Source organism: Phycisphaerales bacterium, from assembly GCA_040217175.1.
Lineage (GTDB): Bacteria > Planctomycetota > Phycisphaerae > Phycisphaerales > UBA1924 > JAHCJI01.
Window position 1 is genome coordinate 1,627,725 of the sequence record JAVJNT010000002.1, and the last position, 16,421, is coordinate 1,644,145.

9 protein-coding genes are annotated in these 16,421 nt (G+C 66.4%); 6 read left to right on the forward strand and 3 right to left on the reverse strand.

What is annotated here, in order from left to right:
• Positions 1 to 1,839 (reverse strand): AarF/UbiB family protein, encoded by a 1,839-nt coding sequence (locus RIA68_14155; protein ID MEQ8318585.1) that lies wholly within the window; start codon positions 1,837 to 1,839, stop codon positions 1 to 3.
• Positions 1,840 to 1,944: 105 nt separating this feature from the next.
• The gene (locus RIA68_14160) at positions 1,945 to 3,387 is read right to left on the reverse strand and encodes a phosphomannomutase/phosphoglucomutase (protein ID MEQ8318586.1); all 1,443 of its coding nucleotides are present in this window, start codon (positions 3,385 to 3,387) and stop codon (positions 1,945 to 1,947) included.
• Between the two features lie 349 nt (positions 3,388 to 3,736).
• On the opposite strand from RIA68_14160, the gene rplK reads away from it, so the two are divergent.
• The 6 genes from rplK to rpoC all read left to right on the forward strand — a co-directional run bounded on the left by rplK (position 3,737) and on the right by rpoC (position 14,653).
• A complete protein-coding gene (gene rplK / locus RIA68_14165) occupies positions 3,737 to 4,162 on the forward strand; it encodes a 50S ribosomal protein L11 (GenBank protein ID MEQ8318587.1) in 426 nt (141 codons plus the stop codon).
• Between the two features lies 1 nt (position 4,163).
• Complete coding sequence (gene rplA / locus RIA68_14170; GenBank protein MEQ8318588.1) at positions 4,164 to 4,859, forward strand: 50S ribosomal protein L1; 696 nt, start codon at positions 4,164 to 4,166, stop codon at positions 4,857 to 4,859.
• A 21-nt stretch (positions 4,860 to 4,880) separates the two neighbouring features.
• On the forward strand, positions 4,881 to 5,426 hold the full coding sequence (gene rplJ / locus RIA68_14175) for a 50S ribosomal protein L10 (protein MEQ8318589.1): 546 nt from the start codon (positions 4,881 to 4,883) through the stop codon (positions 5,424 to 5,426).
• A gap of 231 nt (positions 5,427 to 5,657) precedes the next feature.
• Positions 5,658 to 6,020: a 50S ribosomal protein L7/L12 gene (gene rplL, locus RIA68_14180; protein ID MEQ8318590.1), complete on the forward strand. Its 363-nt coding sequence runs from the start codon at positions 5,658 to 5,660 to the stop codon at positions 6,018 to 6,020.
• Between the two features lie 346 nt (positions 6,021 to 6,366).
• A complete protein-coding gene (rpoB, locus tag RIA68_14185) occupies positions 6,367 to 10,179 on the forward strand; it encodes a DNA-directed RNA polymerase subunit beta (GenBank protein ID MEQ8318591.1) in 3,813 nt (1,270 codons plus the stop codon).
• Between the two features lie 79 nt (positions 10,180 to 10,258).
• Entirely contained in the window at positions 10,259 to 14,653 is a 4,395-nt protein-coding gene (gene rpoC, locus RIA68_14190) for a DNA-directed RNA polymerase subunit beta' (GenBank protein ID MEQ8318592.1), read from the forward strand.
• A gap of 111 nt (positions 14,654 to 14,764) precedes the next feature.
• On the opposite strand, the gene RIA68_14195 is transcribed toward rpoC, so the two are convergent.
• A complete protein-coding gene (locus RIA68_14195; GenBank protein ID MEQ8318593.1) occupies positions 14,765 to 16,210 on the reverse strand; it encodes a hypothetical protein in 1,446 nt (481 codons plus the stop codon).
• Between the last annotated feature and the right edge of the window lie 211 nt (positions 16,211 to 16,421).

A 16,421-nucleotide genomic window follows, 5' to 3' on the forward strand; every position in this document is an offset into this window, starting at 1 on the left:
TCAGGACGACAGCCGCTTGCCGAAGAGCAGCCGGATCACGCCCAGCAGCCCGGCGAAGACGAACGCGGCCAGGCCGATCCAGAAGAGCAAGCCCTCGGGCGCATCGGTCGCCCCGCGCGATGCGGCCGCGCGGTCGGCCAGCAGCATGATCGAGCCGCCGACGACCAGTGCCGCAACGACGAGCGAATAGCTGATGTTGCGGCTGGCGCGTTCGAGCTCGTCGGTTACCTCGCTCAGCCCGTGGTGCTTGAGTTGCACGCCGAGCTCTTCGTTGCGAACCATGTGCAGGATGCTCGCGACCTCGCGTGGGGCTCGTTCCATCAGCTCGGCGTACCCGACGACGGCGCCCTGCACGCGACGCTTCGCCACGCGAAAGCCGTAGCGGCGGCGGAGCAGCCCCTCGACGTGCGGGCGGACGTGGTCGACGATGTCGAATTTCGGGCACACCATCTCGCCCACGCCCTCGATCGTCGTGATGGCCTTGATGAGGTACACGATGTCGGCCGGCACGCGGAGCTTGTGCTTTCGAAGCTTCGCGAAGAACTCGCTCAAGAGTGCGCCCATCCGCAGATCCGCCAGACTCGCGCTCTGGAAGCGGCTGATGAACTCCCACGCGTCGGCCCGGAACGCGCGGTCGTGCGCCTTCATCGGGCTCACGCCGGTTAGCTCGATGACGACGTCCAGCACGCGGTCGAGGTCGCCGGCGATGGTTCCCTGCACGAGGTCGGCCAGGACTTCGGCCGTGCGCGGATCGATGTTGCCGGTCATGCCGTAGTCGATGAAGCACAGCCGGATCTCGGGGGCCTCGCGCTTCGCCAGTTCGCCCGCCTCGCCTTCCCCGCTGGCATCCATCGCCGGATCGATGAGCACGAAGAGGTTGCCCGGGTGCGGATCGGCGTGGAAGAAGCCGATCTCGAAGCACTGGCGGAAGACCACGTCGGTGCCGATGGCGACGATCTCGCGCCGCTGGGCCTCGGTGAAGCGCCCGCCCTCCTTGTGGTCGCCGTCCTTCTTGAAGTCGCTCAGCAGCGTGCCCTTGACGTGCTCCATGCACAGGATCTCGGGCGTGCTGTGCTGGGGGTAAACCTTAGGGAACGTGACGCGGTCGTCCGCGGTGAACGACGCCGCCATGCGCGCCATGCTCCGGCGTTCCAGCTCCAGGTCGATCTCGCGGCGGACCTGTCGCCGGAACTGCTCGACCACGTCGATCGGGCTGTAGCCCAGGTCGGAGAAGCGGTCCTCGATGAACTCGGCGAGCGTCGCCATGATCTCGAGGTCGGCCTCGATGATCTCTTCGATGTCGGGCCGAAGCACCTTCAGGATGACCTCGCCGCCCCCCGCCAGCGTCGCGCGGTGGGCTTGCGCGATCGAGCCGGCGGCCATGGCCTCGTACTCGATGCGGTGGAAGCGGGGGCCCTCATCGCCCGTCTCGGGCATCCGCTCGATCAGCTCGTCGAGGTAGGGCTTGATCTCGTCGGCCGGCACGGGCCGCACGGTACTCTGGAGCTTGGTGAACTCTTCGGCCCACTCGGGCGGGATCAGGTCGGGCCGGGTGCTCAAGACCTGGGCGAGCTTGACGAACGTCGGCCCGAGCTCTTCGGCCGCCTCGCGCAACCGCACGGCGGTCGGCTTGCGCGTCACGCTCGCGTCGGGCTTGCTCAGCCCGATCATGCGGCGGCCGCGGAGGACCAGACGGTCGAGGTCGAGGTCGACGATGGCCTGCCCGAAGCCGAAGCTGGCCAGGACGCCCAGGATCTCCTTGGCCCGCCGGATGTTGCGGATCGTGCGGCCGAGGGTGGCGATGTTGGAAGGCAGGTTGCTGGTCAGTGTTCGCGGCACGGGGGGAGGGTAGGGAAGAAGCGACGAAGGCACGGAGCGACGGAGCGACGAACGGGAGAAGGGAGAATGGGATCGGCTCTCGGTCCCCTCCGTCGCTTCCTTCTCCTAGTGCTCCACGCGCTTGCCCAGCAACGGCCCCACCCGATCGACGAGGCGGTTCAGCGTCTGCCGGTCCTTCGCCTCGGCGTTCAGCCGCAGCAGCGGCTCGGTGTTGCTCATGCGCACGTTGATCCACCAGCCGTCCTTCTCGAAGGCGTCGATCGTGATGCCGTCGAGGTTGTCAACCAGCGCGTCGTCGCCGGCGATCTCTTCCTCGAGCTTGTTGATGGCTTCCTGGGGTTCCTCGTTGGTGAAGTTCAGCTCGCCGCTCTGCACGTAGCGGGCGATGGGCTTGATGAGCTGGCTCAGGCTCTTCTTGCTGCGGCCGAGCAGGCCGAGCACCGTCGCCATCGCGATCGCGCCCGAGTCGGCGTTGTAGTTGTCCTGGAAGTAGAAGTGGCCGCTGAGCTCGCCGCCAAAGACGGCGTTATGCTCGGCCATCGCGGCCTTCATGAAGACGTGGCCCACGCGGCCGCGCACGGGCGTGCCGCCGGCTTTGCGGACGTCTTCTTCGACGGCCTTGCTCGAGCGCAGGTCGTAGGCGATGGCCGAGCCAGGGTGCCGCTCGAGCGCGTCGGCGGCGAGGAGTGCCGTGAGATGGTCGCAACCGATGATCTGGGCCTCGTCATCGACGACCATGCAGCGGTCGGCGTCGCCATCGAAGCAGAAGCCGACGTCGGCGTTCCGTTCGATCACCGCCTCCTGCGTGTTGCGCATGTTGGACTTCACGAGGGGGTTCGGCGGGTGCGCGAACTCGCCGCTGGTGTTGTCCATGTTCACCGTGATGAGCTCGATGCCGCAGCCGAGGTAGCCCTCGAGCAGCTCGCCCTTCTCGCCGAAGACCTTGGGCAGCATCGTGCCGGCCATGGCGTTGGAGGCGTCGACGACGACCTTGAGGGGCTTGGTGCGTGTCGACGGCCCGCCCTCTCGAACGAAGTGCCGCACGTGCTTGGCGTAGGGCTTCCACAGATCCCGCTGCTCGACGCGGCCGCTCGGGTCGTCGATCGTGCGCATGTCGGCCATCGCGGCGTGCTTGCGGATGTCGGCCAGGCCGGTTGCCTCGCCGATGGGCCTGGCCTTGGGCCCGGCGATCTTGAAGCCGTTCCAGTTGGGCGGGTTGTGGCTCGCGGTGACCATGACGCCGCCCGCGCAGCCGAGGTGGTTGATGGCGAAGTAGATCATGGGCGTGTCCACCAGCCCCAGGTCGATGACGCTGACGCCGGTGCGCGTCAGGCCGTCGATGAGCTGGTCGGTCAGCGTCGGCCCGCTCTCGCGCATGTCGCGTCCGACGACGACGGTGCGCATCATGGGCGTGTTCTCGCCGGTGGCCTTGGCGACCTCGAGCACGAACCTTCCGGTGCCCACGCCCACCTGCCAGGCCATGCGATCGGTCAGGAGGTCGGGGTAGGTGCCCCGGATGTCGTAGGCCTTAAACACACGTCCAAGCATGGTCGCTCCGTCAGGGGTTCGGATTCGGGTGAATCGGCCGCGGCACCGGAGCCGGCGCGGGCCGGGCAGCGAGCATAGACGGCGACTTTTCGATTGTGGTGTTTGATAAGATTCTGTACGGCATTCCGCCCGAGAATTCCGAGTTGGCGTCCGGGGAGTTCCGTGTCTATCATCTCGGCCCCGGTTCGCCGGGACGGCCCGCCCGGGCGTGTGCCCGCGGCCGACAACGCAACGCCGAACGCACCACCGCGTCGCGTGGAAGCCGATTGGCCGGCCCACGCATTCGGGCGCTCCGGTCTCCCACGGGGACGGGAGCCGCGACCCGAGGCCGGTGGGAGGTGGAGAACAGATGGCCAAACGCGAAGTTGCTCACGTCTTCAAGATCATGGCCCCCGGTGGGTCGGCGACGCCGGCGCCGCCGCTGGGCCCGGTGCTGGGCGCCAAGGGCGTCAACCCCGGCCAGTTCATCCAGCAGTTCAACGCCGCCACCGCCCACCTGAACGGCAAGGTCGTCGGGTGCGTGGTGACCAGCTACACCGACCGCTCGTTCGAGTTCGAGGTGAAGAGCTCGCCGGCGTCGGTGCTGATCAAGGAGGCCGCCGGCATCGACAAGGGCGCCGGCACGCCGCAGACGCCGATCGCGAAGATCACCCGAGATCAGTGCCGCAAGATCGCCGAGGAAAAGATGGCCGACCTGAACGCCATCAACCTCGAGGCGGCGACGGACGTGATCGCAGGCACCGCCCGCTCCATGGGCGTGACGGTGGAGGGCTGAGATGGCACACGTAAGCAAGCGACGCAAGGCGAACCTGAAGGCGGCGACCACCGAGGCGCTGCCGGTCGACGAGGCCATCAGCACCGTCAAGAAGTTCAAGGGCCCGCGCTTCGACCAGACCGTCGAGGTGTGCATGCACCTGAACATCAACACCAAGCAGGCCGACCAGGCCCTCCGCGGCTCGGTCGCGCTGCCCAAGGGCATCGGCCAGAGCAAGAAGGTGGTTGCCTTCTGCAGCGAAGACAAGGTCAAGGACTGCCTCGAAGCCGGCGCCATCAAGGCCGGCGGCGAGGAGCTGGTCGCCGAGATCGAGAAGGGCTGGATGGACTTCGACGTCGCGGTGGCGAGCCCCGACATGATGCGCGTCATCAGCAAGCTCGGCCGCGTCCTGGGCCCCAAGGGCCTGATGCCCAGCCCCAAGGCCGGCACCGTGACCACCGACGTGCCCCAGGCGGTGAAGGAATACGCCGCGGGCAAGCTGGAGTACCGGGCCGACTCGGGCGGCAACATCCACGCCGTCATCGGGAAGATGAGCTTCCCCGAGGCCGACCTGAAGGAAAACTACGAGTACTTCGTGCAGGCCATCGAGAAGATCCGACCCAGCGCCGTCAAGGGCGAGTACATCAAGAAGATCACCATCAGCGGCACCATGACCCCCGGCGTCCGCGTGTATCACGAGGCCGCCGTCGTCTCCTGACGAGCGGGAAAGGAAGCATCCATGTCCAAGCCCGTCAAAGAAATGATGATGGCCGATTACATGGCCAAGCTGGGCGAGAACGGCGACGCCCTGCTGATCAACATCCGCGGCATCGGCGCCAACGACACCAACGCCCTGCGCAAGGACCTCGCCAAGAGCGAGATCTCCGTCACCGTGCTGCGCAACAACGTGGCGCGCAAGGCCTTCGAGGGCACCGGCCTCGAGCCGCTGGGCGAGCTGCTCACCGGGCCCAACGCCCTGGTGTACGGCGCCGAGACCGTCGTCGAGGTCGCGCGCAAGATCGTCGACATCGCCAAGGACATGCCCGACGTTGAGCTCCGCGGCGCGGTGCTCGACGGCGAGCTGTTCGAGGGCGAGGACGGCGTCAAGCGTCTGAGCAAGTTCCCGACGCGCGACGAGGCCATCGCCCAGGCCGTCACCATCGTCCTGACGCCCGGCGGCAAGCTCGTCGGCGCGGTCAAGAGCCCGGCCAGCAACCTCGCCGGTATCCTCAAGACCCTGCAGGACAAGCTCGAGAGCGGCGAAACGATCGCCAAGATTGCCTGAAGCAGACACGCACGTCCCGGTCGCGGAAACGCGGGCGGGACGCTTTGATTGACGGCCGTCGAGGACGGCGACCACCGACTGGCCCCGGCAAGGTCTGCACGCAGACCGGGGTTAAAGCGCCGAACGGTTCGGCCCCACTCGGAGGCGTACGCACTCGACTCTGACTCCGGAAAGAAGCGCACCATGAGCGACGAAGCAGCGACCAAGACCTTTGACGCCAAGATCACCAAGATGGGCGACGAGATCGTCGGCCTGAGCCTGAAGGAAGCCGTCGACCTGGCGGACTACCTCAAGGACACCTACGGCATCGAGCCCGCCGCGGGCGGCGCGGTCATGATGGCCGGCCCGGCCGACGGCGGCGGTGGCGCGGCCGCCGAGGAGAAGACCGAGTTCGACGTCGTCCTCAAGGGCGACGGCGGCAAGAAGATCCAGGTCATCAAGGTCGTCCGCGAGGCCACCGGCCTGGGCCTGAAGGAGGCCAAGGACATGGTCGACAACCTCCCCGCCAAGATCAAGGAAGGCCTGAGCAAGGACGAGGCCGACGCCCTCGCCGAGAAGCTCAAGGAGGCCGGCGGCGAGGTCGAGGTGGCCTGATCAGGCCCGATCCGCTCGCCCCGAACGGCCGTTCGGGGCATCCAGAATCACCGAAGACACGGGCCGCGTGCGTTCTCGCACGCGGCCTTGTCATCGGGTGAAAATCCCGCTGGGGACGTCCCGGGGCGGCTTTCAGCGATTGAATGAGAAGACAATATCAGAGTGCTAGCGAAACGTGTGCCCCTTGTCAAGAGGGATTGTGAGCGCTATCCTCACTATTGCGTCATGAAACAGGACGGGGCTGGCGGCGATCCGAACAGCACGATGTAGATCTAGAAGGACCCTCCACAGGCCACGGGCTGTGGGCATGGGTCCGCTTCCCATCGCGAGGTGACCGATGGCGGCGATGAGCGTGCGCAGTTATGCAAAGCGTGGCGACACCCTTCCGGTGAGCGATCTGACGGTCGTTCAGCGGCTGGCGTACGAGCGCTTCCTCCAACTCGACAAGGCTCCCGACGAGCGCGACCCGGAGATCGGGCTCGAGTCGCTCCTTCGGGAGGTCTTCCCGATCGAGAGCTACGACGGGACCATGCGCCTGCAGTACAGCCAGTACGAGCTGGATGAGGCGCGGTACACCATCGACGAGTGCAAGGAGCTTCGGCTGACCTACGGCCTGCCCTTCAAGATTCGCGTCCGCCTGGAGCGCGAGGGCCGGCCGGACATGCCCGAGGAGGACATCTACCTCGGTGAGTTCCCGATCATGATCGGCGGCGGCGAGTTCATCGTGAACGGCGCCGAGCGTGTGATCGTGAGCCAGCTCCACCGCTCGCCGGGCGTCGACTTCTCCAAGAGCGAGGAAGAGACCGACCGCCCGCTGCACAGCGCCCGCATCGTGCCCGAGCGCGGCTCGTGGATCGAGATCTCGGTCAACAAGAAGGACCAGCTCGAGATGCGGATCGATCAGTCGCCCAAGATGGCGGCGACGACGTTCCTGCGCTGCCTCGACAAGACCGTTGCCTCGACCGAGGACCTGCTGAGCCTCTTCTACGAGATCAACGACGTCAAGACCAACCAGCTCCACGAGGAGGACTGGGCTGCCGCGCCGATCGTCGACACCGAGAGCGGCGAGATCCTGGTCGACACGGGCTTCCAGATCGGCGCCGAGAACCTCGAGAAGATCCAGAGCTCGACGCTCAAGAGCGCGAAGGTCATCCAGAACCCCAGCGACGCGCTGATCCTCAACACCGTGGCCGCCGAGAACCTCCGCCGGTTCGCCGAGGAGTTCAGCGTCGAAGAGCCGCACGAGCAGGCGCTGCTCAAGCTGTACACCAAGCTGCGCCCGGGCAACCCGCCGCAGGTCGAGAAGGCCAAGCAGCTCTTCATCGAGAAGTTCTTCGACGACAGCCGCTACCGCATCGGCCGCGTGGGTCGCTTCCGCATCAACCGCAAGTTCGAGTTCGAGGACTCGGTCGACAGCAACTTCATCCGCGCCCAGGACCTGCTCCGCATCATCCAGTACCTGCTGGACCTGCGCAGCAACCGCCTCGACCCCGAGACGGGCCAGCCCGTGGCCAACGAGGACGACATCGATCACCTGGGCAACCGTCGCCTGCGGACGATGGACGAACTGGCCGTCGACGAGGTCCGCAAGGGCTTCCTGAAGCTGAAGCGCACCGTGCAGGAGCGCATGAGCGTGAAGGACCCCGACGAGCTGGCCAAGATCGCCGACTTGGTGAACTCCAAGAGCATCAGCAGCGCGATCGACTTCTTCTTCGGCCGCAGCGAGCTGAGCCAGGTGGTCGACCAGACCAACCCGCTGAGCACGCTCGTGCACGAGCGCTGCCTCTCGGCCCTCGGCCCGGGCGGCCTGAACCGCAAGCGCGCCGGCTTCGAGGTGCGCGACGTCCACATCAGCCACTACGGCCGCATCTGCCCGATCGAGACGCCCGAGGGCACCAACATCGGCCTGATCGCCCGCATGTCGATCTATTCCTCGATCGACGACTATGGCTTCCTGCGCACGCCCTACCGCCAGACCAAGGGCGGCAAGGCGACCGGCGAGGTCGTGCACCTGCGCGCCGACGAGGAGATGCGCGGCGTGCTCGCGCCGGCCGACGCGCTCGACGCCAAGGGCAACTTCCAGAGCGGCACCGTGCTGGCCCGCGTGTCGGGCGAGCTGGCCGAGGTGCCCGCCGACAGCGTGCAGTACGTCGACATCTCGCCCAAGCAGGTCGTCGGCATCTCGGCGGCGCTCATCCCGTTCCTCGAGCACGACGACGCCAACCGCGCGCTGATGGGCTCGAACATGCAGCGCCAGGCCGTGCCGCTCATCAAGGTCGACCCGCCCTGCGTGGCGACCGGCATGGAGCAGTCGGTGGGCCGCAACTCGGGCATGGTCATCAAGGCCAAGACCGGCGGCGTGGTCACGTTCGTGGATGCCGAGCGGATCATCATCGACAACAGCGACGAGTACGTGCTGCGGAAGTTCCGCGGGCTCAACGAGCGCACGTGCCTGAACCAGAAGCCGGTCGTCCGTCCGGGCGACGTGGTCGAGGCGGGCGACGTGATCGCCGACGGCCCGTCGATCAAGGACGGCGAGCTGGCGATCGGCAAGAACGTGCTGGTCGCATTCAACACGTTCGACGGATACAACTTCGAGGACGCCATCGTCATCAGCGAGCGCATCGTGAAGGACGACGTGTTCACGTCGATCCACATCGACAGCTTCGATGTCGAGATCCGCGACACCAAGCTGGGCCGCGAGGAGTTCACCCGAGACATCCCCAACGTCAGCGAGAAGGCCCTGCGCAACCTCGACGACGACGGCGTGATCCGCGTGGGCGCCCGCGTGGGCCCGGGCGACATCCTCGTCGGCAAGGTCAGCCCCAAGAGCAAGACCGAGCTGACGCCCGAAGAGAAGCTGCTGCACGCCATCTTCGGCCGTGCGGGCGAGGACGTGAAGAACGACTCGCTCGAGGTGCCCAGCGGCATCGACGGCATCGTCATCGGCGCCAAGAAGTTCAGCCGCCGCCTGCACATGAACGAGGAGCAGAAGCGGCAGCTCAAGCAGCAGATCGCCGAGTACGAGGCGGAGATGGACGCCAAGGCGATCGACATCTTCCGCGAGCTCGTGGCCGCCATCAACGAGGCGACCGGCAGCGACCTGGTCGACCCCAACACCCGCCAGAAGGTCGCCGCCAGCGACATTCCCGAGGTCGTGATCGAGCAGATCAAGACCTTCGAGCTGGGCTGGGTGAAGGGCAGCAAGGACGCCCGCGAAGACGCCGAGATCAGCTACAAGCAGTACTGGCCGCGCATCGAGGCCATCGAGAAGGAGAAGCAGCGCCGCGTCGCGCACATGAAGCGCGGCGACGAGCTGCCCGCCGGCGTGCTCGAGATGGTGAAGGTCTACATCGCCAGCAAGCGCCCGCTGAGCGTGGGCGACAAGATGGCCGGCCGCCACGGCAACAAGGGCGTCATCGCCCGCCTCGTGCCCATCGAGGAGATGCCGTTCATGGAGGACGGCACGCCGGTGGACATCATGCTCAACCCGCTGGGCGTGCCCAGCCGCATGAACGTGGGCCAGATCCTCGAGTTGCACCTTGGGTGGGCGGCGCAGGTGCTCGGCTTCCAGGCCGTCACGCCGGTGTTCGATGGCGCGACCGAGGACGAGATCCACGCCGCCATCGAGGAAGCCAACGCCTACGTCAAGGAACGCAACGAGGGCGTCGAGAAGACCGGCGAGCACCCGCACCACCGCGAGCTGCTCGCGAACATGCCCCGTGGTGGCAAGATCCAGCTCTACGACGGCCGCACGGGCGAGGCGTTCCAGCAGCGCACGTCGGTGGGCTTCATGTACATGCTGAAGCTGCACCACCTGGTGGACGACAAGATCCACGCCCGCGCAACGGGCCCCTACTCGCTCATCACCCAGCAGCCGCTGGGCGGCAAGAGCCGCACGGGCGGACAGCGCTTCGGCGAGATGGAGGTCTGGGCGCTCGAGGCCTACGGCGCCAGCTACATCCTGCAGGAGCTGCTGACGGTCAAGAGCGACGACGTCGAGGGACGCACCAAGATCTACGAGAGCATGGTGAAGGGCACGCACAAGCTGGAGGCCGGCATGCCGATCGCCTTCGACGTGCTGTGCAACGAGCTCAAGGGCCTTGGCATGAACATCACGCTGGAGAAGCGGCAGACCGAGTTGGGCAGCCTGTTGTAACAGGTCGGCCTGATTCCTTCCCCCTCTGCTGCGTCCCGAACTGATCGACTTTCACCGGTAGATTCCACCGGAGGCACACATGGCCGAAACCGTGTACGACCGCATCAACGACTTCTCCGCCGTCAAGGTGACGCTGGCCTCGCCCAACGACATCCGGGCGTGGTCCTACGGCGAAGTGAAGAAGCCCGAGACGATCAACTACCGCACGTACCGCCCCGAGAAGGACGGACTGTTCTGCGAGCGCATCTTTGGGCCGGAGCGAGACTACGAGTGCGCCTGCGGCAAGTACCGCGGCGTGAAGTACAAGGGCATCATCTGCGATCGCTGCGGCGTGAAGGTGACCCACAGCCGCGTGCGCCGCAAGCGCATGGGCCACATCAACCTTGCCAGCCCGATCGTGCACATCTGGTTCTTCAAGAGCATGCCCAGCCGCCTGGGCACGCTGCTGGGGCTCAAGACGACCGAGCTCGAGCGGGTGATCTACTACCAGGACTACGTGATCATCGAGGCCGAGCCGGGCCTGCAGCTCGAGGACGGCACGAAGATCGAGGGCCAGACGATCATCACCGAGGACAAGTACCGCGCCGCGGTGCTCGAGTTCGGCAACGCCTTCCGCGCCATGATGGGCGCCGAGGCCATCCGCGAGCTGATCGATCGCCTCGACCTGGACGAGCTTGCCGGCCAGCTCCGCCAGGAGCTGAAGGAAACCCGCAGCAAGCAGAAGATCAAGGACCTGGCCAAGCGGCTGAAGCTCGTCGAGAACATCCGCAAGAGCGAGAACGATCCGTCGTGGCTGGTGATGGACGTGATCCCCGTGATCCCGCCGGACCTGCGCCCGCTGGTGCTGCTCGAGAGCGGCAACTTCGCCACGAGCGACCTGAACGACCTCTACCGCCGCATCATCAACCGCAACAACCGCCTCAAGAAGCTGATGGACCTCAACGCCCCGGAGGTCATCATCCGCAACGAGAAGCGGATGCTGCAGCAGGCCGTCGACAACCTGTTCGACAACGCCCGCTGCCGCCGCCCGGTGGTTGGTTCGAGCAACCGCACGCTGAAGTCCTTGACCGACATGATCAAGGGCAAGCAGGGCCGGTTCCGCGAGAACCTGCTGGGTAAGCGCGTCGACTACTCGGCCCGCTCGGTCATCGTCGTCGGTCCCGAGCTCAAGCTGTGGCAGTGCGGCCTGCCCAAGAAGATCGCGCTGGAGCTCTACCAGCCCTTCATCATCCGCAAGCTGCGCGAGCACGGCCTGGCCGACACCATCAAGAGCGCCAAGCGCATGCTCGAGCGCCGCGATCCCGAGGTGTGGGACATCCTCGAGGAAGTCATCGATCAGCACCCCGTGCTGCTCAACCGTGCTCCGACCTTGCACCGAATGGGCATCCAGGCCTTCGAGCCCGTGCTGGTCGAGGGCAACGCCATCAAGGTCCACCCGCTGGTGTGTACCGGCTTCAACGCCGACTTCGACGGCGACCAGATGGCCGTGCACCTGCCCCTGAGCGTCGAGGCCCAGGCAGAGGCGCACGTGCTGATGCTGAGCACGCACAACGTCTTCAGCCCGGCCAACGGCCAGCCGATCATCTCGCCCAGCCAGGACATCGTGCTGGGCGTGTACTACCTGACGCTCATGGCGCCCGATCAGGGCCAGGCCATGAAGGACCTGCCGACCTTCAAGGACCGCTCCGAGGCGATCCTGGCGTTCGAGCAGGGCAAGATCAAGATGCACGACCGCATCGCGGTCCGCCTCGAGCTGTTCAACGAGGTGGTGCAGAGCCAGGGTGGTCCGGTCGAGCCGGTGCCCGAGAACCGCCGCATCATCACCACGGCCGGCCGCTGCCTGTTCAGCGAGATCCTCGAGCCCGGCATGGCGTTCTACAACTGCTCGCTGGGCAAGAAGGGGTGCGCCCGCGTCATCGACGACGTGTTCGCCGTCTCCGGCAAGCCCGCGACCATCGACCTGCTCGATCGCCTCAAGGAGATCGGCTTCAAGCGTTCGACCGTCGCCGGTCTGAGCTTCGGCGTGACCGACATGCGCGTTCCCGCTGACAAGCAGGACCTGCTGGCCGAGGCGCAGAAGAAGGTCGACCGGGTCGAGAAGAACTACGACCGAGGCATCATCACCGAGCGCGAGCGGTACAACCAGCTGCTGGACATCTGGGCCGGCTGCCGCGAGAAGGTGACCAAGAGCCTGATCGAGACGCTCAAGAACGATCGCCGCCTGCCCAACGGCCAGGAGGCGCCCATCGACGACACGAGCGCCGCGCCGTATCTCAACCCGGTGTACCTCATGAGTGACTCGGGTGCTCGTGGTAACGTCAGCCAGATGATGCAGCTCGCCGGCATGCGAGGCCTGATGGCCAAGCCCAGCGGCGAGATCATCGAGACGCCTATCCGCGCCAACTTCCGCGAGGGCCTGAGCGTGCTGGAGTACTTCAGCTCGACGCACGGTGCTCGTAAAGGCCTGGCCGACACGGCGCTCAAGACCGCCGACTCGGGCTACCTGACCCGCAAGCTGTGCGACGTCGCCCAGTCGGTCATCATCGGTGAGATCGACTGCGGCAGCCGTCGCGGCATCCCCAAGCGCGCCGTCTACAAGGGCGAACAGGTCGACGTGCCGCTCAGCGAGCAGGTCGTCGGCCGCGTCAGCCTGCACTCGATCGTCGACCCGGTGACCGACGAGCAGATCGTCGGCGCCAACGAGATGATCTCCGAAGAGGCCGCCGCCCGCATCGACGAGATCGGCATCGGCGAGGTCTTCGTCCGCAGCCCACTCACGAGCGAGAGCCGCACCGGCTGCTCGGTGCTCGACTACGGCATGGACATGTCCATCGGCAAGATCGTCGAAGAGGGCATGGCCGTGGGCATCATCGCCGCCCAGTCGATCGGCGAGCCCGGCACGCAGCTCACCATGCGGACGTTCCACACCGGTGGTATCGGTACGCGTGACGTGGCCGAGAGCGAGTTCCGCGCGACGTTCGCCGGCACCATCGAGCTTCGCGACTGCGCCGAGGTGCAGGGCGAGGACGAGGACGGCAGCGAGGTGCTGATCTCGCTGAAGCGAAACGGTGAGGTCGCCATTCTCGACGACAAGGGCCGCGAGCTCGACAAGAGCAAGATGCCCTACGGCGCTCTCATCTACGTCAAGCCCGGCGACGCCGTCAAGAAGGGCACCGTGCTGGTCAAGTGGGACCCGCACCGCACGCCGATCCTCGCCGAGAAGGGCGGCAAGGTGCAGTTCGTCGACATCGAGGTCGGCCAGACCGTACGTGAGGACGACGCGGGCCAGGGCAAGAAGGCCTTCGTGGTCATCGAGCACAAGGGCACCCGCTCGCCGCAGATCAACGTGGTCGACGAGAGCGGCCAGATCCTCGACTTCCACTACCTGCCGGCCAAGGCGCGTATCGAGGTCCAGGACGGCCAGGAGATCAAGGCCGGCCAGATGATCGCCCGCCAGCCGCGTCAGGCCGAGCGCAGCCAGGACATCGTCGGTGGTCTGCCCCGCGTGACCGAGATCTTCGAGGCCCGCAAGCCCAAGGATCCGGCCGTGATGGCCGAGATCTCGGGCAAGATCGAGATCTACAGCGACAAGCGCAAGGGCAAGATCACCATCCGCGTCGTGTCCGACTCGGGGATCGAGAAGGACCACCACGTGCCGCGCGACAAGCAGCTGCGCGTGCACACGGGCGACTTCGTGAGCGCGGGCGACCAGCTCACCGAGGGCCCGCTGGACCCCAAGGACATCCTGCGAATCAAGGGCGAAGAGGCCGTCTGGCTCTACATGCTCGAAGAGGTGCAGAACGTCTACCGGGCCCAGGGCGTGAAGATCAACGACAAGCACATCGAGTTGATCCTCAGCCAGATGATGCGCAAGGTTCAGGTGCAGAACGCCGGCGACACCGACCTGCTGCCGCAGGAAGTGGTCGACCGCTACGTGTTCAGCCAGAAGAACCGCGAGATCCTCAGCATGGGCCGCATCGTCGAGGCCGGCGACACCGACCTCCGCGTGGGCCAGATGTACACCCGCGACGAGATCAAGGAGGCCAACGCACGGGCCGAGGCCGAGGGCAAGGAAGGGGCCAAGGCCAAGAAGCCCAAGCCCGCCGTCGGCCGCACGCTGTTGCTGGGCATCACCAAGGCCAGCCTGCAGAGCGAGAGCTTCCTCTCGGGTGCGTCCTTCCAGGAGACCACCAAGGTGCTCACCGAGGCCGCCCTCAAGGGCGCGTCGGACCACCTCATCGGCCTCAAGGAGAACGTGCTGCTGGGCCACCTCATCCCCGCGGGCACGGGCTTCCGCGGCTACCAGGACATCCGTGTCAAGCCGCTGGTGGCCCTGGCGCCGATGACGGCAGAGGGGCTCGAGGACGGCAACGGCTCCGAGCACCTGCTGGAAGACGGCGACCACGCCGGCGTGATGCCTCAGGTCGAGGTCAAGGACTTCGTCATGGGCGAGAGCGCCGACCACGCCCAGTAATCAGATCCCGACCGACTCGTCTCGTGGGCCCCAGGGATAGATTGAGAGAAGAACGCCGGGCGGGAGCATGCTCCCGCCCGGCGGTTTCGTTGGTGTCCAAAGTCTTTCGACTCAGAACGGCAGTTGCACGCCGAGTTGGACCTTGTGGGCCTCGTAGTCGTCGCCGAAGTCTCCTTCGTAGGCCAGGCGGACGTTGAAGCCCCCGCTCGTGCGGACGCCGAAGCCGGCGGTGGGGCTGTAGTAATTGTCGACGGAAGCATCGTCGAGGAAGTCCGAGTAGCTCGCGCCGCCGAAGACGTAGGCGTTGTCGCCCAGGAAGTACGAGGCCTTCCCGCCCACGCGGACGAAGTCCTGCGTCAGGTCGGGGTCGAACTCGAACTCGTTGATCTCCAGCGAGATCGAATCGAAGTGCGTGTACGACGCAGCGCCGCTGAAGAGCCAGTCGTCCATCTCGTAGCTGGCCAGCACGGTCCCGCCCACGCCCCAGAAGAGGCCGCCCGCGACCATCTCGTAGCTGCCCGAGCCGGCGATGAGCGCTCCGGGAGCGACCTGCAGCGTAAAGCCCTTGCCGTCGTCCTGCTGGACGAGACGGATCGGGACATCAAGGTGTGCGCCCGCCGTGAAGACGTCGGCGCCCTCGACGTCGTAGTAGCTGATCGGGAACGAGGCCGCGATGCCCCAGTACCGGTTCACTCGGTATTCGAAGCTGCCCGAGAGGTTGACGAACGTGCTCTCGAGCCCGTCGGCGTCGGCGATGCCGGCCTGGGCGTCGAAGCGGATGCGCAGTCCCTTGTCTGAGCCAGGCTCGAAGAACTGGACGCTGGCGGCGCCCACGGGCGCGCCCTCGCCCTCCATGCGGCCCTGGTCCTGTGTGCCCTGCCCATCGGCGTCTTGATTAAACCCGGTGACGCCGCCGACCGACTGCATCCCCTCTTGTTCCTGCGCGCCCTCTTGGCCGCGTACCCGGAACGCGCCGGGCGAAGGTGTGGCCGATTGCAGCACTTCGCCCCGCATGATCCGGCGTTCCAGGCGTGTCAGGTCCTGGTGCTTGCCGAAGCGGTTGTACTTGTACGAGGCCATCTGGGCGGTGGTGGACTGGGGGTTGCCGTCGGTCACCGCCACGAGCGATCGTGCGTTGATCTCGCGCAGGAAGTCGGCGACGGTGTCCGCTCCCTCTTGCTCGATGAAGTCGACGATTTTGTCCTCCACGTCACCGGTGGCGTCGGCGGTGAAGACGAGCGGATCGCCCTCTCGGCCCAGGAACTGGAGCGTCGCGCGATCGCCGTCGTCGCTCAGCGTGAAGCTGATGGCGTCGTCGACGCCGGCGTACCGCAACGACGCCGAGAAGTCCTCGCCGTCGAAGATGGCGAAGTCGTTCTGCGTATCCAGCAGGTCTTCGACGAGATCGGGCACAGAGGATCCGCCAACCGACAGGCTGCCGACCATCGGATCGTTGGGAACGACGAGCACGCGGAAGAGGTCATCGCCCGAGGCGGTCGAGGGCAGGCAGGCGACGCCGGCGGCAGCCAGCAGGCCCATGATCGTTGGTCGGCGCATGGTCGCTACTCCTCTTGGCGCCGGCGGCGCATCGTGTCGATCGAGGCCCGCGTCCGTGCCGGGCCCGTCGTGTTATCGACCGCCCGCTGGCGGGAGTTGAGCCCGCCATCACTTTGCGACCCGATTTCGGCGGACGCGCAAAGACTGCGGCCATACGATGCCTCCCGGGGCCCGAATCGGGCGCCCTCACCCCGCTCACGGCGAGCACGCA